This window comes from Streptomyces sp. NBC_00620 (genome assembly GCF_026341825.1).
GTDB lineage: Bacteria > Actinomycetota > Actinomycetes > Streptomycetales > Streptomycetaceae > Streptomyces.
In genome coordinates, this window is sequence record NZ_JAPENY010000001.1 from 443748 (window position 1) to 470324 (window position 26577).

The 26577-nt window shown below is 69.6% G+C and carries 22 protein-coding genes; 5 read left to right on the forward strand and 17 right to left on the reverse strand.

The features are described from left to right. Nucleotides 1-33: 33 nt before the first annotated feature. The 4 genes from OG246_RS01960 to OG246_RS01975 all read right to left on the reverse strand — a co-directional run bounded on the left by OG246_RS01960 (nt 34) and on the right by OG246_RS01975 (nt 3249). Entirely contained in the window at nt 34-450 is a 417-nt protein-coding gene (locus OG246_RS01960) for a (deoxy)nucleoside triphosphate pyrophosphohydrolase (RefSeq protein ID WP_266454871.1), read from the reverse strand. Between the two features lie 53 nt (nt 451-503). After that, the gene (locus tag OG246_RS01965) at nt 504-686 is read right to left on the reverse strand and encodes an SPOR domain-containing protein (protein WP_266454873.1); all 183 of its coding nucleotides are present in this window, start codon (nt 684-686) and stop codon (nt 504-506) included. A 373-nt stretch (nt 687-1059) separates the two neighbouring features. Next, nucleotides 1060-1812: a GntR family transcriptional regulator gene (locus OG246_RS01970; protein ID WP_266454876.1), complete on the reverse strand. Its 753-nt coding sequence runs from the start codon at nt 1810-1812 to the stop codon at nt 1060-1062. Between the two features lie 147 nt (nt 1813-1959). Then, on the reverse strand, nt 1960-3249 hold the full coding sequence (locus OG246_RS01975; protein WP_266454879.1) for a DUF4190 domain-containing protein: 1290 nt from the start codon (nt 3247-3249) through the stop codon (nt 1960-1962). Between the two features lie 118 nt (nt 3250-3367). Here OG246_RS01975 and OG246_RS01980 point away from each other — a divergent pair, with 118 nt between their 5' ends. Next, nucleotides 3368-4567, forward strand: coding sequence for a serpin family protein (locus OG246_RS01980; protein WP_266463770.1), 1200 nt, complete (start codon nt 3368-3370; stop codon nt 4565-4567). A gap of 28 nt (nt 4568-4595) precedes the next feature. On the opposite strand, the gene OG246_RS01985 is transcribed toward OG246_RS01980, so the two are convergent. Next, on the reverse strand, nt 4596-6164 hold the full coding sequence (locus OG246_RS01985; protein ID WP_266454882.1) for a S8 family serine peptidase: 1569 nt from the start codon (nt 6162-6164) through the stop codon (nt 4596-4598). Nucleotides 6165-6422: 258 nt separating this feature from the next. On the opposite strand from OG246_RS01985, the gene OG246_RS01990 reads away from it, so the two are divergent. Next, nucleotides 6423-7526, forward strand: a complete 1104-nt coding sequence (locus OG246_RS01990) for a pyridoxal-phosphate dependent enzyme (protein ID WP_266454885.1) — start codon at nt 6423-6425, stop codon at nt 7524-7526. Here the strand turns inward: OG246_RS01990 and OG246_RS01995 are convergent. Then, nucleotides 7523-9745: a DEAD/DEAH box helicase gene (locus OG246_RS01995; RefSeq protein ID WP_266454888.1), complete on the reverse strand. Its 2223-nt coding sequence runs from the start codon at nt 9743-9745 to the stop codon at nt 7523-7525. The two genes, OG246_RS01990 and OG246_RS01995, sit on opposite strands and share 4 nt — an antisense overlap. A 228-nt stretch (nt 9746-9973) precedes the next feature. Here OG246_RS01995 and OG246_RS02000 point away from each other — a divergent pair, with 228 nt between their 5' ends. Further along, nucleotides 9974-11173: a serine hydrolase gene (locus tag OG246_RS02000; RefSeq protein WP_266454891.1), complete on the forward strand. Its 1200-nt coding sequence runs from the start codon at nt 9974-9976 to the stop codon at nt 11171-11173. A 3-nt stretch (nt 11174-11176) separates the two neighbouring features. Here OG246_RS02000 and OG246_RS02005 read toward each other — a convergent pair whose 3' ends face one another. The 9 genes from OG246_RS02005 to ychF all read right to left on the reverse strand — a co-directional run bounded on the left by OG246_RS02005 (nt 11177) and on the right by ychF (nt 22141). Further along, complete coding sequence (locus tag OG246_RS02005; RefSeq protein ID WP_266454894.1) at nt 11177-11845, reverse strand: response regulator transcription factor; 669 nt, start codon at nt 11843-11845, stop codon at nt 11177-11179. Continuing rightward, entirely contained in the window at nt 11842-13197 is a 1356-nt protein-coding gene (locus OG246_RS02010; RefSeq protein WP_266454897.1) for a sensor histidine kinase, read from the reverse strand. The genes OG246_RS02005 and OG246_RS02010 overlap by 4 nt, the downstream gene beginning before the upstream one ends. Nucleotides 13198-13220: 23 nt before the next feature. Further along, a complete protein-coding gene (locus OG246_RS02015) occupies nt 13221-14057 on the reverse strand; it encodes an ABC transporter permease subunit (RefSeq protein WP_266454899.1) in 837 nt (278 codons plus the stop codon). Beyond that, nucleotides 14057-14986: an ABC transporter ATP-binding protein gene (locus OG246_RS02020; RefSeq protein WP_266454902.1), complete on the reverse strand. Its 930-nt coding sequence runs from the start codon at nt 14984-14986 to the stop codon at nt 14057-14059. Before OG246_RS02020 ends, OG246_RS02015 begins: the two co-directional genes overlap by 1 nt. A 152-nt stretch (nt 14987-15138) precedes the next feature. Next, nucleotides 15139-16002 (reverse strand): DUF3592 domain-containing protein, encoded by an 864-nt coding sequence (locus OG246_RS02025; RefSeq protein ID WP_266454905.1) that lies wholly within the window; start codon nt 16000-16002, stop codon nt 15139-15141. A gap of 53 nt (nt 16003-16055) precedes the next feature. After that, a complete protein-coding gene (locus OG246_RS02030) occupies nt 16056-17144 on the reverse strand; it encodes a hypothetical protein (RefSeq protein WP_266454908.1) in 1089 nt (362 codons plus the stop codon). Nucleotides 17145-17764: 620 nt separating this feature from the next. Next, nucleotides 17765-18754 carry a helix-turn-helix domain-containing protein gene (locus OG246_RS02040; protein WP_266454911.1) on the reverse strand — a complete coding sequence of 330 codons (990 nt, stop codon included), beginning with the start codon at nt 18752-18754 and terminating at the stop codon, nt 17765-17767. A 676-nt stretch (nt 18755-19430) separates the two neighbouring features. Next, nucleotides 19431-20846, reverse strand: a complete 1416-nt coding sequence (locus tag OG246_RS02045; RefSeq protein ID WP_266454914.1) for a DUF234 domain-containing protein — start codon at nt 20844-20846, stop codon at nt 19431-19433. Nucleotides 20847-21052: 206 nt separating this feature from the next. Continuing rightward, a complete protein-coding gene (gene ychF / locus OG246_RS02050; protein WP_266454917.1) occupies nt 21053-22141 on the reverse strand; it encodes a redox-regulated ATPase YchF in 1089 nt (362 codons plus the stop codon). Between the two features lie 174 nt (nt 22142-22315). On the opposite strand from ychF, the gene OG246_RS02055 reads away from it, so the two are divergent. Beyond that, nucleotides 22316-22897, forward strand: coding sequence for a DUF6542 domain-containing protein (locus OG246_RS02055; RefSeq protein ID WP_266454920.1), 582 nt, complete (start codon nt 22316-22318; stop codon nt 22895-22897). A gap of 168 nt (nt 22898-23065) precedes the next feature. On the opposite strand, the gene ppgK is transcribed toward OG246_RS02055, so the two are convergent. Then, nucleotides 23066-23812 (reverse strand): polyphosphate--glucose phosphotransferase, encoded by a 747-nt coding sequence (gene ppgK, locus OG246_RS02060; RefSeq protein WP_266454923.1) that lies wholly within the window; start codon nt 23810-23812, stop codon nt 23066-23068. Between the two features lie 96 nt (nt 23813-23908). Continuing rightward, nucleotides 23909-24913 (reverse strand): 4-hydroxy-3-methylbut-2-enyl diphosphate reductase, encoded by a 1005-nt coding sequence (locus OG246_RS02065; RefSeq protein WP_266454926.1) that lies wholly within the window; start codon nt 24911-24913, stop codon nt 23909-23911. Nucleotides 24914-25010: 97 nt separating this feature from the next. Between OG246_RS02065 and OG246_RS02070 the strand changes: the two genes are divergently transcribed. Next, the gene (locus OG246_RS02070) at nt 25011-26402 is read left to right on the forward strand and encodes an APC family permease (protein ID WP_266454929.1); all 1392 of its coding nucleotides are present in this window, start codon (nt 25011-25013) and stop codon (nt 26400-26402) included. Nucleotides 26403-26577: the final 175 nt, after the last annotated feature.

Here is a 26577-nt window from a genome sequence, read left to right on the forward strand (position 1 = left end):
CGATCGCGGACGGAGGCCGACTCCGCGAGGGGGTCAGTACGCCTGGGCCCCGCTGCCCCACCCGAGCAGCGTCGCCTTCACCGCGGGCACGTCCTGGTCCAGCCAGTCCACGTCCCAGATCTCGTCCGGCGTCAGCCAGCGGAGCTCGTCGTGGTCCTGGAGCGGCTTCGGATCGTCCGAACCGGGGAGCAGTCGCGCGGTCCACACCTGGAGGACGTACGGCAGCCTCAGGGGCCACTCCCCCGGGACGCGGCCGACCGGTGCCGCCGCGATGCCGAGTTCCTCGTGCAGTTCGCGTGCCAGAGCCTGTTCGGGGGTCTCGCCCGGTTCGACCTTGCCGCCGGGGAGCTCCCAGCGTCCGGCCAGCTCCGGGGGCGCGCTCCGGCGGGCGGCCAGCAGTCGACCGCCGTTCAGCAGAGCGGCTCCGACCACCACGATCCGTTCGGTCATGCGCCGGAGCCTACGGGAGCGGCCCCCGCCTCCCGGGCGCCCGCCCTGCCGGATCACCTGGTTCCGTTCTGCCCGATCCGCTCGACCCAGTACAACTGCTTGTGTCCGCGGTCGTCGAGGCTGTCCGCGATCTTCTGGGCTTCGGCCCTGGTCGCATACCTGCCCACGCGGTAGCGATTGCCGTTGTCGTCCTGTCGTATGACGAGCCAGGGAAGAGTGATCGTGCCGTCGTTCATCAAACCCCTCCACTTCCCGCCCCGGGCCCCCGCCGTGCCCCGCCCTCTAACGAAACCGCAATCCGCATATGCCCGAGCCTACGCCTAACCTTCACGCAGCGAATACGGCTTTTCACAAAGAGGTACACAACGGGGTACGCAACAAGCCAGGATGTGGACTTGAGCACGGGGGCGCACGCCGTCGAACGCGCCGTCGACCACTCTCCACGCGCCCCTCAGCAGGGCAAAGCCAAAGCGGGGCAAGGCCATTGAGAAAGGCCAGATTCCAACCGGGCCCTACTGAGGACTACTTCACGAAGACCGGGCCCTACTGGAGGGCTACTTCACGAAGGCGGCCACTTCACCGACAGGCCGCTGAATCACCGACAGGCGACTACTTCACCGGCAGGTGATACGCGATCCGGTACCGGTCCGCCGGCACGACGACATCCGCCGTCTCGACCGGACGCCCCGACGCGAAGAACGTCCGCTGGATGACGACGACCACGTGCCCGGGAACACCGCCCAGCGCGAGGAGTTCCTCCGCGAGACCTGGGCGCGCCCCCACCTCCTCCGTGACGTTGTCCACGATCACGTCGATGGCCGCCATGCGCTCGACCACGCCCATGCCGCCGAGCGGGCCCTCCTCGGGGAGCATCACCGGCGTACGGCCCGTGACGGCGAGGGGCTCCCAGGACGTGGAGAGCATCATCGCCTCGCCCGCGTCCCGGAAGACGTAGTTCGTGCACATCACGCGGTCGCCGGGCCGGAGGGAGAGCCGCTCGGCGATCGCGACGCTCGCCTCGACCTGCCGGCTGTGGGACTCCCAGGTGCCGCGCGCGGTGACGTCGGCCTGCTCCTGGCGGAACGGGGTCGCACCGCTGTCCGGGCGGTACCCGGTGCGGGCGACGCTGCGCGGCACCGGACGCTCCCGCACGTACGTGCCCGACCCGGAACGGCCCTCGACCAGGCCCTCGGCCATCAGCACCTTCCGCGCCTCCAGCGCGACCGTGTCCGAGACGCCGTACTCCTCTCGGATTCTGGCCTGCGAGGGGAGGCGGGTGTGCGGTGGCAGCGAACCGTCGACGATCTTCTTGCGGAGATCACCCGCGACACGCAGGTACGCCGGCTGCTCACCGAAAGTCACTGGCCGCTCCCATCAGGTTGTACAGACAGCAACAGCCTGGCAACCGTGGGTTGTGCCATGCAAGCAAAGGCCAGAGAATCACTCGATGTGATGACTTGCGCCCCCCAAGGGCTTTACCCAGGCACTTTCTCCCCGTTATAGCGGCCGTCACACCTCCTGGCCGGTGCCATCTCCGCCGTCGTCCACCGAGCCGTCGTCCGTGCCGTACGTCGGCGGGGTGGTGGCGAGGCCCAGAGCCTCGCGCGTGGTGACCGTCTTCTCGGGGTCGGTGAGGTCCAGCCCCTTCTCGTAGTGCACGTAGAAGGTGTCCGCGTCCTCCGACTCCCCCGCCTTCGCCCACTCCTTCTGCGCCGCCTCGAGGTCCTTCACGAGGGTCGCGACGGGCTCGGCGGCATCCGGGGCGAACGTGTGGCCGCGGAGCATGCCCGCCTGCTCCGTGAGCGCGTCCGACACCCTGGTCGCCCACTTCTGGTGGCCCGGCAGATCGTCCTCGACGTACTCCGTCGCGGGCGCCGAGTCCATCGCCGCGTTGAGCACGTGCGCGGCCTCCAGATAGGCGAGTTGGTCCGGGTCGAGCGTCGTGCCGTCCTCGCGCAGCGAGCCGGTCAGGCTCGTCTCCGCGTCGACGTTCCCGAACACGCAGGTGATCTCCCGGTCGCCCATGCGCCAGCTCTGCCGGGTCGGCGTGAAGTAGTACAGGTCGACGTCGTCCGGGACGGCCCAGGTGTCCATCGCGTACGCGTCCTGGAGCGTGTAGCACTTGTCGTCGGCGGTGTCCGTGACGGTGCTGTCGCCCGGGTAGTCGCCTTCGCTCATCTCGAAGTTCGCGAACACCTCGCCCTGGTGCTCCCCGGCGCACGGCACCTTGTCGACGTCGTACGTCATGCCCTCCAGCGAACCGCCCGGCACGTCGAAGCAATCGCCCTTGACGAGCGAGAAGGCGCTGCCGCCCGAGTCGCGTGCCGCGTCCTTGAAGTCGTCCCAGAACTCACCCGCACCGCCCGTGGCGACCACGAGCAGCGCCAGCACCATGCCGAGCGAGGACAGCACCATGCCCCCGATCGCCATCCCCTTGCCGCGCTCGCCCCGCTTCTTGATCTGCACCAGCGCGAGGATCCCGAGGAGCAGCCCGACGCCGGGCAGGAAGCAGAGGACCCCGAGCACGAGCGCGGAGATCGCGAGCCCGTTGACGGGGACCGGGCGGTTGTAAGGCGAGTAGCCGGAGCCCCAGGGCTGGTAGGGCTGCTGGAACGGCTGCTGCTGGTACGGGCCTTGGGGATAGGGGCCCTGCGGGTACTGGCCCTGGGCGTACGGGCCCTGGGGGTACGGCGGCGGGTAAGGGCCCGGTGGGGTCCCCTGTGGCGTTCCTTGAGGCATCCCCGGAGGCGGGTACTGGCCCTCAGGCTGCTGGGGGCCGGGCGGCGGGGGTATGGCCACGAGTACCTTGCTCCTAGTCCAGGCGGGTGCGGGAGTTGCGTACGAGCTGTCGTACGGACTTCCGTGCGAACTGTCGTACGGCTGGGCGCATCGTAAGCGCGGCACGGGCGGGGGCGGAATGCGGGTCACCAACGCGACGATTCGGGCGGTCAACGGGCTGACCGCGCGATGGGCGGGGCAGACTTCGGGTGGCACGGTGTTCTCGGCGGCCGGGGTGTGGCCGCTGCTCGCCTTCCTCGCGGACGGAGCGGGCGGCGCGGCCCGGGCGGAGCTGGCGGAGGCGGTGGGTCTGCCGGCCGGTGAAGCGGCCGGTGCGGGACGGGAGTTGCTGGGCGCCCTGGGCGGCATACGGGGCGTGGACGCGGCGCTGGGGCTGTGGACCCGGCGGACACTGCCGGTGCGGGAGGAGTGGGCGGCGGGGCTGCCCGCGGACACCTTCGGTGTGCTCAGCGGGGACGTCGCGGCGGACAAGGCGGCGCTCGACGCGTGGGCGGCCAAGCGGACGGGCGGGCTGATCGAGCGGATGCCCGTACCGCTGCACGAGGAAACCCTGCTGGTGCTCGCGAGTGCGCTGGCCTTGCGTACGCAGTGGCTGCGGCCCTTCGAGCCCGAATGCATGTCGGCCGCTTCGGGTCCCTGGAAGGACCGGCGACTGGCCGGGCTCTGGAGGACGACCAGCCTGCTGGACCGGATCGGTGTGGCGGACACCCCCGAGGGAGCCGTCACCGAGCTCAAGGTGCTCGGCACCACCGGCGTCGACATCCACCTGCTCCTCGGCGAGGAACGGATGAGCGCGGGCCAGGTGCTCGCGGCAGGCGTGGACATCCTCGGACGGCGCCATCGGGCCGTACCCGGTGACCAACTGCCGTACGGGGAGGCGGGTCCGGGGCTGGACGTCCGGCGGGTGCGCCGCCACCGCCCGACACCGCCCAGCCTGACCGTCGCGACCGTCGCCTTCGACTTCTCCGCCGAGCACGATCTGCTGGAGCAGCCCCGGCTGTTCGGACTCGGCACGGCCAGGGACGACTCCCGAGGGCACTTCCCCGGCATCAGCGCCGAGCCTCTGGCGGTGGGCTCCGCGAGGCAGGCGGCCACCACCTCCTTCAACGACAAGGGCTTCCACGCCGCCGCCGTGACGGCGATCTCCGCAGTCGGCGGCGCGGCGCCCTCCGAGCGCCCGGCACCGCGCCATGTGACGACGGAGATCGACGCGGTCTTCGACCGCCCCTTCGGCTTCCTCGCCCTGCACCGCACCTCGCGCCTCGTCCTCGCGGCGGGCTGGGTCACGGACCCGGAGCCGTACCGCGAGGACGAGTGATCGATTACCGCTGATCAGGGTTCAAGAATCAGAACTGCAGGGCCCAGGAGTCGATCCGCCCCACGTCCTGCGCCGCGTTGTCACTGACCCGCAGCTTCCACACGCCGTTGGCGACCTCGGAGGAGGCGTTCACGGAGTACGTGGTGTTGATGTTGTCGGAGCTGCCGCCGGTGCTGTACGCCTTCAGCGTGTACGCCGTACCGTCGGGCGCGATCAGTTGCACCTGCAGATCACCGATGTACGTGTGAACGATGTTCACAGGCACACTCAGCGCCGCGGGAGCGTTGCCGGTGACGCCGCTCACCGTGATCGGCGACTCGACCGTGGTGTTGTCGGCGATCGCGTAGTCCGCGGTGTTCTCGAAGCGCGGCCCGGTCGGCGGCGGAGTCGTCGTACCGCCGACGACGTTGAGCAGCCGGTTCGGCGAGCCGGTGCCGGGGCTGGTGACCACACCGGTCGACGAGTTGTTGATCAGACCCGTCGCCACCTGGGCGGGCGTGGCCGTCGGGTTGTCGCCCAGGTAGACCGCCGCCGCGCCCGCCACGTGCGGCGTCGCCATCGACGTACCTGAGATGGAGTTCGTGGCCGTGTCGCTGGTGTTCCAGGACGAGGTGATCGAGGAGCCCGGCGCGAAGATGTCCAGGACCGAGCCGTAGTTGGAGTAGCTGGCGCGGGCGTCGGTCGACGTGGTCGCGCCTACCGTGATGGCCTCGGTGACGCGCGCGGGCGAGTAACTCGACGCGTTCGCGTTGCTGTTGCCCGCCGCGATGGCATAGGTGACGCCGGATGCGATGGAGTTGCGGACGGCCGTGTCGAGCGCGCTGTCCGCGCCGCCGCCGAGCGACATGTTGGCGACGGCCGGCTTGACCGCGTTCTGGGTGACCCAGTCGATGCCCGCGACGACACCCGCGGTCGTCCCCGAGCCGGCGTTGTCGAGGACGCGGACGCCCACGATCTTCGCCTTCTTCGCGACACCGTACGAGGTTCCGGCGACCGTGCCCGCGACGTGCGTGCCGTGGCCGTTGCCGTCCTGCGCGGTGTTGTCGTTGTCGACCGCGTCGTAGCCGTAGGAGGCGCGGCCACCGAAGTCGCTGTGGGTGATGCGTACGCCGGTGTCGATGATGTACGCGGTCACGCCGGTCCCGGCCGAATCCGGGTAGGTGTAGCTGCTGTTGAGCGGGAGGGTCTTCTGGTCGATGCGGTCCAGGCCCCAGGAGGGCGGGCTGGGCTGCGTCGCATTGATGTGGAAGGTGCGGTTCTGGACCACGGAGGCGACGGCCGGGTCGGCGGCGAACGCCTTCGCCTCGGCCGCGGTGGCCTCGACCGCGTAGCCGTTGAGCGCCTTCTTGTACGTACGCTCGATCGTGGCGCCGTACTCCTTGGCGAGAGCCTTGCCCTCGGTGGAACCGGCCTTCGCGGCGTCCGCCTTGAGGGTCACGATGTAGCTGTCGGCGACCGCGTTGGCCGCGCCCGCGTACTGGATCTGTCCTACTCGCTCCGGTGCCGCGTTCGCGGGGAGAGCGGAGACGACTCCGAGGACGAGGGCCGCGCTTGCTATGCCGGCCAGTCTTCGGCGGGTGTGACGCATCACTGCCATCTGAGGGATCCTCCTCAATCGGTGGTGCGCTGGTGGGGGGTGGTACAGAAATCGGTGGTGCGCTGGTGGGGGGTGCACAGACGCGAAAGAGACAGCAATAGAGGCAGGGTCATGTCAACCTGCTGTGCGTTCCCTGTGCGTCAGCCGAAAGATTGCGGCTTCCACAGGAATTGCACAAGAGCCCTGCAGGGACGTAACACAGGTGCCATATGCCAGCCATGACACAACGTCACCAAACGGCGCATCTAACCTGCGCACATGACATCTTTGCCGGACTGTTTCTGCCCGGTGGACGGCACACGCGTCCCCGCCGGCTCGCTCGCCTGGTGCTGCCCGGCCTGCCGCGGCCCGCTCGACCTGGACTTCGCCCCGACCCCGGCGTCCCTCAAGTCCCTTGCGGGGCGGGTCAATTCACTCTGGCGCTACACGGAGTGCCTGCCCCTGACGGCCCCCACGGTCAGCCTGGGTGAAGGCCGCACACCGCTGGTCCCGCTCCGCGACGGCATCTCCGCCAAGCTCGACTTCCTGATGCCGACGTTGTCCTTCAAGGACCGCGGCGCCGTACTCCTGGCCGAGCTGGCCCTGCGGCTGCGGGCCCGGCAGGTGCTCGCGGACAGCAGCGGCAACGCGGGGACGGCGATCGCCGCGTACTGCGCACGGGCCGCGCTGCCGTGCACCGTATACGTCCCCGAGGGCACCTCACCGAAGAAGCTGGAGCAGATCGGGGCACACGGGGCGCGGGTGCGGGTGATCGACGGCGACCGTGAAGCCACGGCGGCGGCCGCGCGGGAGGCGGCGGACGAGGAGGGCGTGTTCTACGCCTCCCACGTCTACAACCCCTACTTCCTGGCCGGGACCAAGACCTACGTCCACGAACTCTGGGAGGACCTCGGCGGACGCCTCCCCGACGTCATCGTCGTCCCCGTCGGCAACGGCACGCTGCTCCTGGGAGCCGCCCTCGCCGTCGCGGAGCTCCACTCCGCCGGCCTCATCGACCGGCGGCCGGCCCTCTACGCCGTCCAGGCCGCCGCGGTCGCCCCGCTCGCCGAGGCGTGGCGCGCGGGAGCCGACGACCTGGTCGGCGTAACCCCCGCGGCCCCCACCTTCGCCGAGGGCATCGCGATCCCGCGCCCGCCCCGGGCCCGCCAGATCCTGCGCGCCGTACGGGACTCCGGCGGCACGTTCCTGACGGTGACGGAGGACCAGATCCGGCACGCCCAGACGGACTTGGCGTCGCGGGGACTGTACGTGGAGTCGACGGGGGTGGCGTGCTGGGCGGCTGTCCGCGAGGGAGTGCTCGGGGAGCGGTCGGCGGTGGTGCCGTTGTGCGGGGCGGGGGTGAAGACGGGGCTGGCCGCTTAGGTACGGGAAACCCCGCCGGCCAGGCGCTGCTGTTCCTCCTCCACGATCCGGCGGGCGAGGCCGCTGTCCGAGACGTCGACGGCGTCCGGGGTGTGTTCGGCGGTGTCGCTGCGGCGGGCGTAGGCGTCGAAGAGCCGGGTCTTGTTCTTGAGGATGTACAGAAGGCGCTGGTCGACACTGTCGGTGGCGAGGAGGCGGTGGACCTGCACGGGGCGGACCTGCCCCATGCGGTGGGCGCGGGCCACGGCCTGGTGCTCCATGGTCGGCTTGACCTGCGGCTCGCAGAGGATGACCACCGACGCCGCCTGCAGGTTGAGGCCGACGCCGCCGGCCTCGATCTGGCAGAGCAGCACCGCGTGCCCGGGAGCGGCCGTGAAGTCGTCCACCAGTCGCTGTCTGCGCGCGGCCGGAACAGCACCGGAGATCGGGCCGAACACCCGCTCCCCCAAAGCCTGTTCAACCGTCGCCAGAACATCCTTGAAGTAGGAGAACACGACGACCTTCAGCCCGTTCTCGGCCGCCTCGGCCACCAGCTCCCGCAGCCGTTGCAGCTTCGCCGACTTCTCCGCGCCGGCGTACCCGGCGCGGCGCATCGCCATGAAGTTCCCCTCCTCGACGGCCTTCCGGTACGCCTGCCGGTCCGCCGCGCCGAACTCCTCCCACTCGTCGACCTGGAGGAGGGCGGGGAGTTCGGTGAGGACGTCCTGCTGGTTGCGGCGCAGATACGCGGGGGCCACGGACCTGCGGAAGGCGTGCGGGCCCGCGGCCGCGGTGCCGTTGTGGATGCTGGGGAGGAGGCCGGGCTGGAGGTAGCGGACGAGGGTGCGGAACTCCTCGACGCGGTTCTCCATGGGCGTACCGGTGAGGAAGAGGACACGGTCGCAGTGTCCGGTCCAGGCCGCGACCGCCTTGGAGCGACGGGTGTCGGGGTTCTTCACGTAGTGCGCCTCGTCGACGACGAGCATCCCCGGCTTGGTGCCCTTGCCGCCCTTGCTGCCGTCAGGCTCGGGCAGTCGGTGCAGCACGTCGTACGTGGTGATCGCGACGCCCCCGCGCTCACGCCACTCCTCGTACGCGTCGAGCCGTTCGGAGCCGTGCACCGGCAGGGCCCGCAGGGTGCTGCGCGCGCCGATCTCCCGCGTCCAGTTGATCAGCACGCTGGCCGGGCAGACGACCAGGAAGTGGCTGTGCCCGTCCGCCGCGAGATGGGCGAGCGCCGCGATGGCCTGCACGGTCTTGCCGAGCCCCATCTCGTCGCCGAGGACGACCCGCCGCTGGGCCAGCGCGAAACGCGCGCCGAAGGCCTGATAGCCGCGCAGCGAGACCCGCCGATGCGTGTCGTCCAGCTCCTGGGCGTGCACCCGCTCGGCGACCTCCGATGGCAGGAACCCCTCGGAGGCCTCGACATCGGGACGCTGCCGCGAGATCTCGGCGAGCTGGCTGTAGTACTCCGCGGAACGCAGCTCGAAGTCGACCCACGCCTCGATGTCGGAGGCGGGTTCGCGCAGCAGGTCCGCCGACGCCTGGGCCAGCAGCAGTCGTACGTCCTTGGCGGCGGCGTCGGCGGTCAGCTCACGGAGTTCCGCGACCGCCGCGAGCGCTCTCTCGCGCCGCTCCCTCCCGGTGAGCGCCATCCGCAGCCGCCCTCTGGCAGGCCAGGCCACCGGCAGCAGTGCACCCAGCCGCTCGTCGAGCCGGGTGGCGGCGTCCACGGCCCGGCGCAGTTCCGGACCGGCCTCGACGAGTGTGCGCAACGCGATGACCAGCGCGGTCGTCCGGGGCTCCGGGTGATCGACGTCGATCCGCACGGAGACGGTGTCCTCCACCGCCCGCGCGATCTGGCGCGCCGCGGCGAGCGCCCGGTCGGCGGTCTGCGCCCCCACCCCCGGCACCTGGCGCAGCCCGTACCGGCTCGTCCCGTACACCGCCCCCACCGACGCGAACCCGGCCGCCTCGAGCGCGCTGAGCCGCAGCCGCCCCTCGGTGACGTCCTTCAGCCGCGAGACGGGGATGGACTCGAGCTCCACGCCGACGAGTTCGGCATGTATCGGCGCCAGAGCCGCCCGAACCGCGTCAAGCGCCCGCGCATGATCGGCGAGCACCGCCCGCGCGGCCTCGTACAACCGCGCACCCACCGAGACCAGCTCTCTGACCCGCCGCCCGACCGGTGGGGCCTCGCCGCCGCTCCCCGGCCTTCCACTCCCCTCGACACCCGCCATGCCGCGCCCCTCTTGTGCCATCCGCCCCGATGCGCGCATCTTTCCACGGAGCACTGACAGCCAGTGGTCCTGCTGGCCCGCCGGGGGGCCGGGCCGGGGCCGCCCCCGAAACCCGGGTGGCGCCGAACGAGTGGACTCGCGGGAAGGCCTACCGGACGGAGGTCTCCAGCTGGGGTCCGGATGGTGACGTTGCCGTCCGAACCCTTGACCTGGAAGAGGTGCCCCGACATGCGACGTACCCCCTCCCGCCGTCTGTTCGCCGCAACGCTGCTCGTGGCGTCGGTGCTGGCCCCGATGACAGCGATTCCCGCAACGGCCGTCGACACCGCGGGCGTCGACCGGTGCGACAAGCACAAGTGCCCGCAGGACGGTCTCGGTCCCGAGCTGACCGCCCGGCTGGACAAGGCCATCGAGGACGTCCGCCAGGAGGCCGGCATCCCCGGCGTCGTCGTCGGACTGTGGATGCCGGGCAAAGGAAACTACGTCCGGGCGACCGGGGTCGCCGACAAGGCCACCGGCGAGCCGATGACCACCGGTCCGTTCTTCCGGATCGGCAGCGAGACCAAGACCTTCACGGTCACCGCGCTGCTGAAGCTGCTCGACGACCATCGGATCCGGCTGGACGACCCGATCTCCAAGTACATCGACGGCGTGCCGGGCGGCCGCCGGATCACGCTGCGTCATCTGGCCGAGATGCGCAGCGGACTGTTCCCGTACAGCGCCGACCCCGGCTTCGTGCAGGACCTGTTGAGCGACCCGAGCCGTTCGTTCACCCCGCAGGAGCTGCTCGCGTACGGCTACAAGCACAAGAACACCTTCAAGCCGGGTGCGCAGTTCCAGTACTCCAACAGCAACTACGTCCTGCTCGGCCTGGTGATCGAGAAGGTCAGCGGTCACCGCTTCGTCGACTTCCTCGACAGGGAGGTGCTCCGCCCGGCCCACCTGAGCCGCACGCTGTTCCCCGAGGGCGCCGAGTTCCCCGAGCCGCACCCGCGCGGCTACACCAACCAGACACTGAGCGGCGAGGTCGAGGACTCCACGGACTGGAACCCCAGTTGGGGCTGGGCGGCCGGGGCGATGATCTCTGACCTGCACGACCTGCGCCGCTGGGCCAGGATCGTCGCCACCGGGACGCTGCTCAGCCCTGAGACCCAGAAGGAGCGGCTCAAGACGCTGCCGACCGGCTACCCCGGCACGGGCTACGGCCTCGGCATCCTCAATTCCGACGGCTGGATCGGGCACAACGGCTCCATCCCCGGATACGAGAGCGTGACCGTCTACCTGCCTTCCAAGAAGGCCACCCTGGTGATCCTCATCAACACCGACATCACCCACGAGGGCGCCGAGCCGTCCTCACTCCTCGGCCGCGCAATCACCGAGATCGTGACCCCGGACAACGTCTACGACCGCCCGGTCCCCCCGCGCTAGGCCCTACGGCTTCGCCCTGACCAGCCCGGCGTCGTACGCCATGATCACGGCCTGGATGCGGTCGCGGGCGCCGATCTTGGCGAGGACGCGGCCGACGTGCTTCTTGACCGTGGACTCGGTGAGGACGAGGTGCTCGGCGATCTCCGTGTTCGTCCAGCCCTGGGCGACGGCGACGAGGACCTCTCGTTCGCGGTCGCTCAGGGTCCGCAGCCGGGGATCGTCCGGGGCTGGCTCGCCGGCCGGTGCGAGGACCTGGTGGGCGTAGGCGTCCAGCAGACGGCGGGTCAGGCGGGGGGCCACGACGGCGTCGCCGGTGGCGACCGCGCGGATGCCGGCGACGAGTTCCTCGGGGCGGGCGTCCTTGAGCAGGAAGCCGCTGGCACCGGCCCGCAGGCCCTCGTAGGCGTACTCGTCGAGGTCGAAGGTGGTCACGATGAGGATGCGGGTGCGGCCGCCCGCGGCGACGATGCGGCGGGTGGCCTCGAGGCCGTCCATGCCGGGCATGCGGATGTCCATGAGGACGACGTCGGGGCGGAGTTCGGCGGCCATGCGGACGGCCTCGGCGCCGTGCTCGGACTCGCCGACCGCGTCCAGGCCAGGGGTCCCCTCGATGAGCATGCGGACGCCCATGCGCTGCAGGGGCTGGTCGTCGGCGATGAGCACGGTGGTCATGGCAGTTGCTCTCCCGGCGGTACGTCGAGCACGACATCCACCGTCCAGCCGTGGCCGGTGTCACCCGGCCCCAGGACGACGGTCCCGCCGTACATGGCGGCCCGCTGGCGGATCCCGACCAGGCCGTGGCCTGAATTGTCGTGGTGCCCTTCCGGCCTCGCGCGCGGAGGCGCCCCCGGCGGTACGCCCGTGTCGGCGATCCTGATCCGTACCTGCCCCGCCTCGACCGCGATGGTCACCTCGGCGGACGTACCGGTTCCCGCGTGCTTGAGGGTGTTGGTCAGAGACTCCTGGACGACGCGGTACACGGTGAGCTGCACGCCGCTGCCCAGGGCGTCGAGATCACCCACCGTCCGGTACGTCACGGACAGTCCGGCCGTGCGCACCCGTGCGATGAGGGGGTCCAGCTCACGGATCCCGGGCTGCGGGCCGAGCAGGCGTTCGCCCTCCTGCTCCTCGCGCAGCACGCCCAGCACCCGGCGCAGTTCGCTCATGGCCTGACGGCCGGTGTCGCCGAGGACGCGCAGCGCCTCGGCCGACCGCTCGCTCCGGTTGGCGGCGAGGGTCGCGGCGCCGTCGGCGACGCTGACCATGACCGAGAGGTTGTGGCCGACGATGTCGTGCATCTCCCGGGCGACCCGGGAGCGCTCGGCGGCGGCGGTGAGCCGGACACGCTGCTCCTGCTCGACCTCCAGACGTCTGGCACGGTCCTCCAGAGCCACCAGGTACATCCGCAGGATCCGGACCGCCAGGCCGACCGCGACGGCCGCCGTCGCGGTCGCCAGCAGGAAGAAGCCGCCGACCATGGGGTGATCGGCCCTGCCGGGGACCAGCACGAAGGCGGCAAGGAGCAGTTCGACGGCCGCCAGCGCGACGGCCCAGCCCAGTACCCGCACGGAACCGTAGCGGGCCAGCGTGTACAGGGCGACGAGCCCGGCGATCCCCGTGGGGAGCCACACACCCAGCGACCACTGCGCGACGGACACGAACGCGATCACGAGGAACGTGGTCGTCGGGGCCTTGCGGCGCCACCACAGGGGAACGAGTTGCGCGGCGGCCAGCAGGCACAGGATGCCGGTCGACAGCTGGGGACCGGGTTCGGTGTCGCCGAAGGGAGACGTCGGGGTTGAGCTGTTGTGGATCAGGTTGGGCAGGGAGATGGCCACGATGAACAGCACCAACGCGGTGTCGAGCAGCCACGGGTGCCGGCCGCCAAGACCCGGCCGGCGGCTTCGGTCGCCCAGCAGCCGGTCCAGGAGCGGGCGCGCCCACACGGCGTCGAACCCGGAGAGCGACGCCTCTGCCACTCCCCGGCCGGTGTCCGTGGCAGCTGCCGCGTGGTGCGGGCTCATGACCACCATTGTCCCGTACCCGATCAGACGTCGGTGCGGACGAGCCGGTAGGCCGCCCCGGCAAGGGCCAGGGCCACCCAGCCGGCGAAGACGGCGAGCCCCGCCCCCGGCGAGAGGGCGTCGGAGGACTGTTCCAGGGCGTAGACGGCCTGGCCCGCGGTGCTGGGGAAGTACGGGCTGAGCGTGTCGTACAACGAATCGGGCAGCAGGGAGGCCAGCCCGGGCAGGATCAGCAGGATGCCGACCAGGGTCGCGATGGCCCCGGCGGAGGAGCGGATCAGCATGCCCAGCGCCACACCGAACACGGCGACCAGGGCGAGGTAGACGCCGGCGCCGGCCAGGCTGCGCAGCACACCGTCGTCGCCCAGGGACAGGGAGATGCTCTCGCCGTCCAGGCCCGGTGCTCCGAGCAGGAACGCGGCCAGGACGCCCAGGGTGGCGAGGACCAGGACGACGGGCGCGATCACGGCGGCCTTGGCCCACAGGACCGGCAGCCGGCGCGGGACCGCGGTGAGCGTGGAGCGGATCATGCCGGTGCTGTACTCGCCCGCGGAGAGCAGCACACCGAGCACGCCGATGGCCAGCGACCCGAAGGTCACGCCGGTCAGGGCCAGGCTCACGGCGTCGGTGCTGCCCGCGTCGGGACCGAGCGGTCCGCCGCCGTCCCCGACTTCCTGGGGACTGTAGGTGTGGGCCGCGATGGTCCCGAAGAGGATGAGCAGGAACACGGCGACGCCCAGGGTGATCCAGCTGGAGCGCAGTGTCCAGAACTTGGCCCACTCCGAGCGCAGCACGCGAGGTCCGGTCACCTTGCGCACGATCGTGCGGGGCGGGGCCGGGGACAGGTCGGTGACAGTCATCACGCCGCCTTTCGTGCGGTGTCGGCCGGAGCGCTCTGGTACTCGACGGAGTCGCGGGTGAGGTCCATGAACGCCTCTTCCAGGGAGACGGCCTGCGGGGTGAGTTCGTAGAGCGCCACCCCGTGCATGGCCGCGATGGCGCCGATCTCCCGGGCTTCGCGTCCGTGGACCATGAGCTCATCGGTGGAGGTGGAGGTGATCGTGACGCCGGGGCCGACCAGCAGTGAGCGCAGCCTGGCGGTGTCGGCGGTGGCGACCTTCACCCCTCCGCTGCCTGCGTCCCTGATGAAGTCGTCGACGGTGGTGTCGGCGAGCAGCCGACCGCGTCCGATGATCACCAGATGGTCGGCGATCTGCGCGGTCTCGCTCATCAGATGCGAGGAGAGCATCACGGCGCGGCCCTCGTCGGCCAGTCGACGCAGGAGGTTGCGCACCCACAGCACGCCCTCGGGGTCGAGGCCGTTGACCGGTTCGTCGAGCATGACGATCGCCGGGTCACCGAGCAGGGCCGCGGCGATGCCGAGCCGCTGGCCCATGCCGAGGGAGAAGGCGCCCACGCGCTTGCCGGCCACGCTGGTCAGCCCCGCCAGTTCGATGACCTCGTCCACCCGGCTGCGGGCGATGCCGTGGGTGTACGCGAGCGCCATCAGGTGGTTGAACGCGGTGCGCCCCGGATGGACGGACTTGGCCTCCAGCAGGCTGCCGATCTCGTGCAGGGGCGCCGGGTGCCGGGCGTAGGGGCGGCCGTTCACGGTGACCGAGCCTGTGTTGGGCGAGTCCAGGCCGACGACCATGCGCATGGTCGTGGACTTGCCCGCGCCGTTGGGCCCGAGGAAGCCGGTCACTTCACCGGGCTTGACGGTGAAGCTCAGATTGTCGACGACCGTCTTGTCGCCGTACCGCTTCGTCAGCTGACGTGCCTCGATCATGGGGGCGCCTCTCCCGCGTCGAACTCGGCCGCGGATACGCCGCGGTGTCTGTGTTCGACGCTAAGAGCGGGACGGTCCCGGACCGTGGGCCCCAGGGGGAATCTTCGGTGGGTGAGTGGTACCGCGGTACCACTCACCCACACCCCCGCCGGTCACAGCATGATCGCTCCCACGGCGACCGCCGCAACTCCGATGAGAAGGAACAGGACGCCGGAGACGATGTCCACTTTCCGGGAGTGGTGTTCGTCTGCGAGGGCCGGGGTGAAGACGACCGGGTCGTCGGCGGCGTAGTGGATCGTGACGTCCCGGCCGTGCGGGCCGGCGGGGGCCGTCAGCCCGGTCGGCCAGTACGCGGTGACGGCCGTGCCCTCGTGGGTGGTGAAGGTGACGACCGGTGTGTGGCTGGTGCGGACGTGGCCGTCGTCCGCGTCGACGCTGACGTCCTTGAGTACGGCGACGACTCGGCCCGGGACGGGGGCCGCGGAGGTCAGCCTGTCGATACGGCGACTCATCTCACGCGCGTTCGCGGGCACGTGGTACACGCCGGAGATGGTCCAGGGCACGCCGAAGCCGATCAGAGCCCACGGCCAGCCCCAGTCGATCGCGGCGACGGCCACCAGCCCGGCGTAGATCAGGAAGACCGCGAAGTTCGGCAGGCCGAGTCCGTACCGCCCTCCCCAGAGGTCGCCGGTGAACCGGAAGGCATGGGGTCTCCCGCGCGGGTAATGGATTCCGATCTCCCGGCCCGTCCAGGCCGTGGTGATCCTCTCGCCGTGCTCACCGTCGTTCGTCACGGTGAACTCCTGCCCGGTGGACGGGTCCTGGAAGGAGACGACCACGGGTATCCCGTCCTTCCCGGAGCTGCCGTGTCTGGGCTCCCGCACCTGCTCGATCCGTCCCATGACCCGGACCATCCGCTGGGTCCGGGTCACTCCGGCCAACGACCGCCCGTACCCGATCAGCGCAACCGCGCCGAACACCCCGCACCACAACGCCAGATACCCGTGCCAGCCCATGCGTCTTCCTCCTGCCACTTCGGGAACGGCCTGCCGAACACACCGATCGACGGTCAGCGTGCCGGGGTGCGCCGCACCACCTCGCCCTGTCCGTCCGCCTCCAGTGAGGCCGTGCCCTCGGAGCCGGTCACGCCGACCCTGATGGTGAGGGTGCCGGTGAGGCGGTCGGCGGTGAGCTGCCAGGTCCCCGGGGAGTGGATGCCGAGGGTGGTTCTGGCTTCCTCGATCAGGGCGGGGAAGCGTTCGTAGGGCAGGGAATCGGGGTCGAACTGCGGGGCTTGCGTGCCGGTGGGAGCGAATACGACCGACAGCAGGCGTTCCTGCACGACGACGGTGAGCGCCTGGCGCGAGTCCTTGCCCTGGGTGAGCGAGTCGATGGCGCGGCGCAGTTCGCCCTTGTCGAGGAACGACTGGCCCGGGCCGAGGGTGACGGTGCCGGACGCCGACGTCACGACGGTGGTCGAGGAGGTGGAGGACACGGACGGCGTGGAGGAGGGCGGTTGCGCGGTGGTCTCCTGGCCGAACAGGTCGGCGCGGAAGAGCAGGATCACGGCGGCCGCGCCGAGGAGTAGCCCCAGGAGCCCGACGAAACCGACGGCACAGCCCTCCGGGGGCGCGCTCACCCTGGCCGACGCGGGCGCCGAGTCGAGGTGTGCCCCGGCCAGCCGGCCCTCCCACTCGGGCGTCGGCCGCTTCACTATCCGCACCCGCCACGGCCGGTCCGGCGGGTACTGGACCACCACGATGCCGCGCGGCCGGTAGTCGGGCAGCTCGACGAGGTTGATGCTCTGCGAGATCTCGACGCGGTACGCCGGTGCGTCGTCCGGCGCGACGGTGAGGTCGAACCGCACCGGTACGTCGCTCGACTCGCTCCCGATGGCCTCCAGGCTCTCGATCATCGCGAGGGCCGTGCGGGGTACGACGGCCGCCTCCCGGGCACGCCGAGGTATGCCGGCCAGGAAGTAGAGCAGCCCGTAGACCGCGGGGAGGGCCAGGCCCGTGACGATCAGCGCCACGTTCTCGATGACGATGCCGACGACAAAAGCAGCCGGCGCCGTCCCGACCACGCCACCCGTCACAAACCCCCGGGCGAGGGCGACGGGAGTGCTGTGCGTGGGCGGCGCGCCCGCGGTGATCGTCATGCGAGGGATTGTGCCGGGCCCGGGTGTCGGCCGATAGACCCCCAAGTGACCTTCTGCGAGACCGTATCCGCGCTGTTCACAGACCGGTTCCGCAGGCTCCGCGGCTATCGGGACTGCCACGCCCGTACGAGGTCTTCCAGCCCCAGCGCGCGGTCAGCGGCAGATCATCGCCCCCCCCAGCGGGACACCGCGACCAGTGAAGTGTCCGGAGCGGTACCGGGGACGGTGAGCATGTCGCATACCAAGGCGTCGTACTCGTGACGGCTGAAGGGCTGGGTCTCCAGCCACTTGACCGACCCGACGAAGTGCACCTGGCCGGCCACCCGCTCCGCGGTCCGCACCGATGAGGTCGATCTCGGGGTTGTTCTGACGGTTGACCACCAGCGCCGGGCCAGTGCCAAGCAGGTCACAGACTCACTGGGACGCTGGCCGCTGCCGGACTGAAGTTAGACGGTGAGCCGGTGCCACGGCGGGATGTTCTCCGCAATCAGATCGGCCTCGGCCGGAGTCGGGATCTCATCCTCGTCCGCCGCCAGCGCATCCCTCCGGCATATCCGGATGCCCCGTGCGGGATTGTCACCATGGAGGCTGCCAGCCCCGCACCACTTCCATGGATGTCCTTAGCCGCCGCTCGCATGGAGAGCTCCATTCTCAATGTCGTCGACATGGACGATGACATCCGGAATATCCTTGAAGTGCATGAGGGCCTTGACGGAAACCTTGTAGCTCCGCCCTGCCCTCGCCACAGGGAAAGGAAACTGGCCTGCCCGAATGAGACGATGTGCGCCAGAAATAGAGATTCCCATCACGTCTGCGGCTTCCTGGAGCCCAACGAACGAGGGGTAAAGGTCAGAGGCATAATAGTAGAGATTCTGGCTGGAAATCCGGGATCGCGACAGATTCGATGCCCTCACCACCTGACTGACCGACCCTGAACGACGACCAGTGCGCAGATCTTCGTGAAATCCCTGCACGGCGTCGGAGTAACCCACCCTCTGAAGCAGCGCCCCGAGTCGCTCACCCCTGATCTGCTCTGCGACATCCGGGTCACGGATACTTCCAGTATCGATGATCGACGACGCCCTAAGCACGGAACCCTGGGCGGACATTTCCGGCTGGATGAATGTTTCGACGTCATCCATCGAGTACTCCGACGAGGTGGAATTCCCATACCGAAAAGCTACCTCGAAGGCCGCCTTTGCCATTCGATCCCTGACGTGCCGTGGCGGAACGCCCGAGGCAGTGTCTACCCACACCTCCAATGCGGTTGCCACCATGGCCGACCGAATTTCCTCCAGTTCAACTCGGAAGTCACGGGAGATCCTCGAAGACAGTGAGCGGAAACATGGAACGATGCAGTCGAGGATGACTAGTCGCCACGTGTCGTCGCCATCCAGATCACATAGCCTTCCCATGGCAATCAGGGACTCCCACAGGCGAGAACTGGCCGCTGACCGGACTCCTGCGGAGATCACCTCGGAGCGGAACTTCGGATAAATGGGATGACGCTTAAACTCGCACTCATTCACATCTCCCACATGCACGCAAACTGGCATTCCCCCGAAGCCCTGGCGAACGTTCCATTCGATGCGATCAAAAACATCCGGCATGACTCAAGCCCCATTCTTCACCGGCCACCCGTGACAAAGTATGCCGGTCCATGAAGATTCAAAGGCCCTTACCCAACCGAGTCATCCAATCGCGTGAACAATGTTTGCCTCTCCATCTTGGATTAATTCCTATCAGTGAGGGGCACCGGTCCCTTCTGGTCCTCCGTAGCTCCGCACAGCGACATCGCCCTGCCGGTGGAGGACTCGCGGACGACATCGCCAACCACCGCACGCGATCGCAATTCCGAAGCCGAACCGTATACATGCGACGGCACCGGCCGACAAGGCGGAGACATCCGCCGACATCAGCCCCAGAGACCGAGCTGACCACCCGGGTCGGTGTCCGTCGCGCGTGGCCCTTGCCCCTCCGACTGCAACAGGCTTCCCCCTTCTGTGCCCGCCTCCAACTCCCGCAGGGCCTCTGGAGGGCGGTCGTGTCAACGGCCTGCCACCCGGCTCTACCATTAGGCGGCCCGGCGCGTCCGCCAGCAGGCGGGCTTCTCGCGCTGCTGCCAGGCCTTCTCAGTTGCCAAGGTCGCAGCATCGCCTGTCAGCAGGACGCCGACTCAAGCGACCAACAGGCGATTCGCGACCGTTGGCACAGGCCCTCACACGACTACCCAGGTCGCCGACCCGCCCCGACGCCAACCGCGTTGGCTCTCAAGGATTTTGCCGCTCACAGCGGCCATGCCGTCAGCAGATCGCAAGGGCCATAGGCGGCGTCGAGTCCCGGACAGTCGATTCCGCTGCGCGAGACCGCCGCAACCAGGACGGGATCGGGGGTGAGCGCAGCCCGGTGGCGGTGGAGGACTGCCAGGTCATGCCGGTCGAAGGGGGATTGCTCCAGCCACTTGATGGAACCGACGAACAGCAGCTCCTTGGCGATGGGCGCGCGGTCCGCACCAACGATGTCGATCTCGACGTCGTTGGTGCGGGTCCAGTAGCCGCCCACCGCAGGGGCCGCAGGCAACTGGTCGTCGGGCAGTATCCGGGCGAGCGCCTCGCGGATGAGCGGCTCGACGGCCCGACCGCGCCAACTGGTCCAGTTCTCCCGGATCCGCGCCAAGGTCAGATCGCCTCGTCCCCGCTCGATCTCCTCCATGGAGGGGCCGAGAAGGTGCAGCCAAAACCGCAGGTAGGGATCCGTCACCCGATAGCGGCGATCCTTCGAGGGCCGCAGGGATACGGGGAGTTCCGCAGCCACCATCCTCTTCTCCGTGAGCAGTTCCAGCGCCCGTTGCAAAGGCGTGGCCCCGATCCCGGCCGCGCGGGCGATGTTGGTGAAGGTCCGCTCGCCGCTGCCGATGGCCGCCAGCACCGTGCGCGCCTGGGCCTGCGGCGGGAATTCCGCAGCCAGTGAGCGCTCAGCGGAAACCAGCAGTGCCGAGACCGGATCGTGCAGTGCCTCGCCGAGGAAATCCCACAGCCCTGCGCCGTGCGGCCACTCCGCACAGATCAGCGGCAGCCCGCCGGTAACCAGCGCGGCGTCGAAGGCTTCCGCCGGATCCAGTCCCAGCATCCGCCCTACTTCGGCAGGGTTCAGCGGCCCGAGCACCATCTCTCGGCCGCGCTGGTGGAAGGGGCGCCCATAGCTGTTCAGCGCCTCCATCATCGACAGATCCGAGCCGATCAGGACCAGCAGCACCGGCTTGGTCTCCAGGACGCGATCCCAGGCACGCTGCAGCATCCCCTCGAAGGCGCCGTCAGTATCCATCAGGTAGGGAACCTCGTCGATGACCAGCACGCTCGCCCGGTCGGCAGGCAGCGCCGCGGCCAGCACATCGAACGCAGCGTCCCAGCTCTCCGGCCGCGCGGCAGCCACCAGCTGCGCCAGGGGCAGCGTCGACGCCTGGGCATCCCGGGCCAGCCGTGCCAGCTCGTCTCGGGGGGACGCACCGATGGCGGCGTAGAACAAGAATGGCGCCCCGGACTGCTCCGCAAACCGCTCGACGAGCCGCGACTTTCCCACTCGGCGTCGTCCGCGCAGCATCACGCAACGGCCCGGCCGCTCACTCCCGACACCTACCGCCACCTTCTGAAGCTCGCGCTCCAGCGTCGCCAGCTCCTGCCGACGGCCTACGAAGTCCACCACGCCTGCCGACCTCCACGCATGAAACTAACGTCAATGTTAGTAACTCAAACGTTAGCATCGAGCGGGCTTGCAATGCACGACGAAACATGGCGGTTCGTCAGATGTCCCAGCACTATCCCGGCACGGGAAAGCGTCAGGGGCCGACCCAGGCGAGCCGACCCCCTCTGACCTGCGCTTTCAGCAAGCACGACGTGCTGGAAATGCGCCTACACGTTGAAGCGGAACTCCACCACGTCGCCGTCCTGCATGACGTAGTCCTTGCCCTCCATGCGGGCCTTGCCCTTGGCGCGGGCCTCGGCTACCGAGCCGGTCTCGACGAGGTCGGCGAAGGAGATGACCTCGGCCTTGATGAAGCCCTTCTGGAAGTCGGTGTGGATGACACCGGCGGCTTCGGGGGCGGTGGCGCCCTTCTTGATGGTCCAGGCGCGGGATTCCTTCGGGCCTGCCGTCAGGTAGGTCTGGAGGCCGAGGGTGTCGAAGCCGACGCGGGCCAGGGTCGCCATGCCGGGCTCCTCGACGCCGACCGACTCCAGGAGCTCCATCGCCTCTTCCTCGTCGAGCTCGGCGAGGTCCGCCTCCAGCTTGGCGTTGAGGAAGATCGCCTCGGCGGGGGCGACCAGGGCGCGCTGCTCGGTCTTGAAGTCCTCGTCGACCAGCTCGTCCTCGTCGACGTTGAAGACGTAGAGGAAGGGCTTGGTGGTGAGGAGGTGCAGGTCGTGGAGGAGTTCCTCGTTGCCCGAGCCCTGGACGATGCCCTGCGAGAAGAGCGTGTCGCCCTTCTCCAGGATCGCCTGGGCCGCCTCGACCGCCGCCACCTTCGGGCCGATGTCCTTCTTGATGCGCGACTCCCGCTGGAGGCGCGGCAGGACCTTCTCGATCGTCTGGAGGTCCGCGAGGATCAGCTCGGTGTTGATCGTCTCGATGTCGTCCTTGGGCGAGACCTTGCCGTCGACGTGCACGACGTTCTCGTCCTTGAAGGCGCGGATGACCTGGCAGATCGCGTCGGACTCGCGGATGTTCGCGAGGAACTTGTTGCCCAGGCCCTCACCCTCGGAGGCACCCTTCACGATGCCCGCGATGTCGACGAAGTCGACCGTGGCAGGGAGGATCTTCTGCGAGCCGAAGATCTCGGCCAGCTTCGCGAGGCGCGCGTCGGGGACGCCGACCACGCCGACGTTCGGCTCGATCGTGGCGAACGGGTAGTTGGCCGCGAGCACGTCGTTCTTGGTCAGGGCGTTGAACATGGTCGACTTGCCGACATTGGGCAGACCGACGATTCCGATCGTGAGCGACACGTTGCGACTTCCCGTACGTGAGGATGGGCGAGGGCCCCCGGAGAGCGCGGGCCGATCCACCAGTCTACGGCGTGCGGGGTCCCGCACCGGCGACGTATCGAACGCTTGGCCAAGGTCTCCCCTACGGCGTGTCTGAAGGCCTATTCCACACATAAACCGACCTAAGTTGGTCCAGTGGAGCAACACAGGACGCGTCCCCCTCAGTACAGACCGCAGCAGAGACCGCCTCGCGGCACGCCCTTCCCGTCGCAGGCCGGGCGGGGTGCGGCGGATGCTGTCCGGCGGGGCGCGGGGGTCTCCCGGCGGCCCGTTCCGCCGGTCGTCCAGGCGGTGCGGCGGATGCCGAATCCCCGGCTCACCGGGCTGGGCAGCGGGCTGTTCTGCGGTGCGCTGATGTTCGCGCTCGGCTGCCTCGACCAGCTGCTGTTCGGGGCCTCGCTGGTGGTCTACGGGGTGCTGTTCCTGCCGGTCTGCGCGCTGACCGCGGTGTGGGTGCGGCGGGGTGACCTCGTCAGCGCGCCGGTCGTCGTGCCGATCGCCTTCACCTTCGGGCTGCTGCCGATCGCCGACGACAGCGGGGGCGGGGTGGGGGGCCGGCTGATGGGGCTGGTCACCACGCTCGCCGTGGAGGCGGGGTGGCTGTACGGGGGGACGCTGGTCGCGGGGCTCATCGTGACCGTGCGGAAGGCTCGGCTCATGAGCCGACGTGCCGCTCAGCGCCGGGCGCAGACCCCTGCGCGTCGTCGTCCGACCTGAGGTCCGCGCGTACGACGACCTGAGGTCCGCGCGTACGACGACCTGAGGTCCGCGCGTACGACCTGAGGTCCGCTGTGGGTTTTCGCCGCTTCGCGGCGGGTTTCCCACCCCAGCCACCCGACTCGCCCCGCTACCAGGTCCAGCTCTGAAAAGCCCCGCCCAGCGGGCTTACGACGCCTTCGCCGCCCTCATCGCCGCCCCCACGATCCCCGCGTTGTTCTGCAGCTGCGCCGGGACGATCTCGGCTCTGATGCCCTCGATCAGGGGCAGGAACTTGTCGGCCTTGCGGCTGACGCCTCCGCCGATGATGAGGAGCTCAGGGGAGAAGAGCATCTCCAGGTGGGCGAGGTACTTCGTGACCCGGCGCGCCCAGTGCTCCCAGGTGAGCTCGTGGTCTTCCTTGGCCTTGGTGGAAGCGCGCTTCTCCGCGTCGTGGCCGCCCAGCTCCAGATGGCCCAGCTCCGTGTTCGGCACGAGGACGCCGTCGATGAAGAGCGCGCTGCCGATGCCCGTGCCGAAGGTGAGGAGGATGACCGTGCCCTGGCGGTCGCGGCCCGCGCCGAACTGCATCTCGGCGACGCCCGCCGCGTCCGCGTCGTTCAGCACCGTCACCGGAAGGCCGCCGAGCCGCCCGCTGAGCAGGGCGCGCGCGTCCTTGTCGATCCAGTCCTTGTCGACATTGGCAGCCGTACGGATGGTGGCCTCGCCGGTGACGACACCGGGGAAGGTGATGCCGACAGGGCCCGTCCAGCCGAAGTGACCGACGACCTCTTTCACGCCGTCCGCCACCGAGTCGGGCGTCGCGGGATGCGGAGTGAGCACCTTGAAGCGCTCTTCCGTCAACTCGCCGCGGTCCAGGTCCACAGGAGCGCCCTTGATCCCGGAACCACCGATGTCCACACCAAAGATCTGCATGGATCCCACGTTACGTCCTGCGACTGACAGTCACTTCTCGGACGGCGTACGGCGCCGGAACCTTCACGTCCGGACGCCCCGCGACCGCCCGGCCGGTCACTTCTCTCCGGTGCGCTCCGCCACCAGCGCCGCCGCCTCCGCACGCAGATCGCGGCGCAGCTCCTTCGGCAGCGAGAAGGTGATGGACTCGTCGGCCGTCTTCACCGTTTCCACGTCGCCGTAGCCGCGCTCGGCCAGCCACTCGAGGACTCCGTCGACCAGCACGTCCGGGACCGAGGCGCCGGAGGTCAGGCCGACCGTGGTGACGCCCTCCAGCCAGGCCTCGTCGATCTCGGAGGCGAAGTCCACCAGGTGCGCGGCGGAGGCGCCGGCGTCCAGGGCGACCTCGACCATACGGATCGAGTTCGAGGAGTTCTTCGAGCCCACCACGATCACCAGCTGGGCGTCCTCGGCGAGCTTCTTCACCGCGATCTGGCGGTTCTGCGTGGCGTAGCAGATGTCGTCGCTGGGCGGGGAGACGAGCTGCGGGAACTTGTTCTTGAGGGCGTCGACCGTCTCCATCGTCTCGTCGACCGACAGCGTGGTCTGGGAGAGCCAGACGACCTTCGACGGGTCACGGACCTCGACCTTGGCGACGTCCGAGGGGCCGTCGACCAGCGTGATGTGCTCGGGTGCCTCACCGGAGGTGCCGATGACTTCCTCGTGGCCCTCGTGCCCGATCAGGAGGATGTCGTAGTCCTCCTTCGCGAAGCGGACGGCTTCCTTGTGGACCTTGGTGACCAGCGGGCAGGTCGCGTCGATGGTCGCGAGCTTTCCGGCCGCGGCCTCGTCGTGGACGACAGGGGCGACGCCGTGCGCCGAGAACATGACGATGGACCCCTCGGGGACCTCCGCCGTCCGCTCGACGAAAATCGCACCCTTCTTTTCAAGGGTCTGCACGACGTACTTGTTGTGGACGATCTCATGGCGGACATAGATGGGGGCCCCGTACTGCTCGAGGGCCTTCTCGACGGCGATCACGGCGCGGTCCACACCCGCGCAGTAGCCCCGGGGGGCGGCAAGCAGGACACGGCGGCCAGGCGAAGCAGTCATGCCTCCCATCGTAAGGCCGCGCTCGGCAGGTCAAAGATCGCCTCCTTGGGGAGACTGTTGGAGAGCTGGGAGGGGTGGGGCCAGTCGCGACTCTCGGGAGGCACGGATGTCCGACACGCAGACCTCGGCCGGAGCGGCCGGTGACGCCGGTGGTACCGGTGAGGAACGCGGGCTGCGGCGCAGTCTCGGCTTCCGGGACCTGGTCGTCTACGGGCTGCTGTTCATCGCCCCCATGGCACCCGTCGGCATCTTCGGAACCCTCGACGCCAAGTCGCACGGCGCGGTGGCCCTGGTCTATGTCGTCGCCACCGTCGCGATGGCGTTCACCGCCTTCAGCTACGCCCAGATGGTCCGTGTGGTCCCTCAGGCGGGCTCGGTGTTCGCCTACGCGCGCGCGGGCCTCGGAAAAGAGGCCGGGTTCATCGCCGGGTGGATGGCGATGCTGGACTATCTGCTCATCCCGGCCGTGGCGTACCTCTTCTCCGGGATCGCGATGAACGCGCTGGTCCCGGAGGTCTCCCGGTGGGTGTGGACCGCGCTCGCCGTGGTCGTCACGACGCTGCTCAACCTGTGGGGTGTGCGGGCGGCCGCCCGGGTCGGTTTCCTGGTGCTCGCGATGGAAATCGTGGTCCTTCTTGTCTTCGTCGTGTCGGCGATCGTCGTACTCGCGCGGGACGGGGCCGAGCGCGGCTGGCTGTCGCCCCTTTCGGGTGACGGCACCCAGGGGGCGTTCGCGCTGTCGGCGGTCATCGGCGCCGTGTCGGTCGCCGTCCTGTCGTATCTGGGCTTCGACGCGATCGCCTCCTTCGCGGAGGAGGTGACGGGCGGTTCGGAGAAGGTGGCCCGGGCGGTGCTGTTCTGCCTGGTGCTCGCGGGTGTGCTGTTCGTGGCGCAGACCTACCTGGTGGCGCTTCTCGAGCCGACGACGTCCGCGCAGCTCGCCGCCGATCCCGAGAAGCAGGGATCGGCCTTCTACGACGCCGTGGACGCCTCCGTCGGGACCTGGCTGCACGACCTGGTGGCCGTGAGCAAGGCGATCGGAGCGGCGTTCGCGGCGCTCGCCGGGCAGGCCGCGGCAGGCCGTCTGGTGTTCGCGATGGCCCGCGACCGGCGGCTGCCGCGGGTCCTGTCGAAGACGGACTCCGGGGTGCCGAGGCTTGCGCTGCTGTGCGCGGCGGTCATCACGCTGGTCGCCGCGGTCTGGGCGGCCCGGCGCGACGACGGACTCGACCACCTGGTGTCGGTGGTCAACATCGGTGCGCTGACCGCCTTCACGCTGCTGCACGCGAGCGTGGTGGGCTGGTTCGCCGTACGCCGTCGGGGTGGGCCTGTTGTGTGGTGGCGGCACATCCTGGTCCCGGTCGTCGGCGCCGCGATCACCATCGCCGTGATCGTCGAGGCGTCGGCGACGGCTCAGGTGGTGGGGGCGATCTGGCTGGCGGTGGGGCTGGCGGTGCTGGTGGGACAGCGAGGTCGGGGCGGCGAGGGGGCTGGTTAGTCGGCCGGCGTTGGGGCCGGCCGTGTGGGTTTTCGCCCCCTCCGCCCCTACCCGCCGCGTACCTGGGGGCTGCCGCCCCCAGACCCCCGCTTTCGGCCTGAACGGCCTCGTCCTCAAACGCCGGACGGGCTGGATCGTGCAGCCGTGTTGTCCGAGCCTGCGGCTACTCTCGCGG

Bases quoted from the DNA above. Each gene is read 5' to 3' on its own strand.
- OG246_RS01960 (WP_266454871.1), bottom strand. From the start codon at position 450: ATGACCGAACGGATCGTGGTGGTCGGAGCCGCTCTGCTGAACGGCGGT.
- OG246_RS01965 (WP_266454873.1), bottom strand. From the start codon at position 686: ATGAACGACGGCACGATCACTCTTCCCTGGCTCGTCATACGACAGGAC.
- OG246_RS01980 (WP_266463770.1), top strand. From the start codon at position 3,368: ATGCGGGTCACCAACGCGACGATTCGGGCGGTCAACGGGCTGACCGCG.
- OG246_RS01985 (WP_266454882.1), bottom strand. From the start codon at position 6,164: ATGGCAGTGATGCGTCACACCCGCCGAAGACTGGCCGGCATAGCAAGC.
- OG246_RS01990 (WP_266454885.1), top strand. From the start codon at position 6,423: ATGACATCTTTGCCGGACTGTTTCTGCCCGGTGGACGGCACACGCGTC.
- OG246_RS01995 (WP_266454888.1), bottom strand. From the start codon at position 9,745: ATGGCGGGTGTCGAGGGGAGTGGAAGGCCGGGGAGCGGCGGCGAGGCC.
- OG246_RS02000 (WP_266454891.1), top strand. From the start codon at position 9,974: ATGCGACGTACCCCCTCCCGCCGTCTGTTCGCCGCAACGCTGCTCGTG.
- OG246_RS02005 (WP_266454894.1), bottom strand. From the start codon at position 11,845: ATGACCACCGTGCTCATCGCCGACGACCAGCCCCTGCAGCGCATGGGC.
- OG246_RS02010 (WP_266454897.1), bottom strand. From the start codon at position 13,197: ATGAGCCCGCACCACGCGGCAGCTGCCACGGACACCGGCCGGGGAGTG.
- OG246_RS02015 (WP_266454899.1), bottom strand. From the start codon at position 14,057: ATGACTGTCACCGACCTGTCCCCGGCCCCGCCCCGCACGATCGTGCGC.
- OG246_RS02020 (WP_266454902.1), bottom strand. From the start codon at position 14,986: ATGATCGAGGCACGTCAGCTGACGAAGCGGTACGGCGACAAGACGGTC.
- OG246_RS02025 (WP_266454905.1), bottom strand. From the start codon at position 16,002: ATGGGCTGGCACGGGTATCTGGCGTTGTGGTGCGGGGTGTTCGGCGCG.
- OG246_RS02030 (WP_266454908.1), bottom strand. From the start codon at position 17,144: ATGACGATCACCGCGGGCGCGCCGCCCACGCACAGCACTCCCGTCGCC.
- OG246_RS02040 (WP_266454911.1), bottom strand. From the start codon at position 18,754: ATGCCGGATGTTTTTGATCGCATCGAATGGAACGTTCGCCAGGGCTTC.
- ppgK (WP_266454923.1), bottom strand. From the start codon at position 23,812: ATGCAGATCTTTGGTGTGGACATCGGTGGTTCCGGGATCAAGGGCGCT.
- OG246_RS02065 (WP_266454926.1), bottom strand. From the start codon at position 24,913: ATGGGAGGCATGACTGCTTCGCCTGGCCGCCGTGTCCTGCTTGCCGCC.
- OG246_RS02070 (WP_266454929.1), top strand. From the start codon at position 25,011: ATGTCCGACACGCAGACCTCGGCCGGAGCGGCCGGTGACGCCGGTGGT.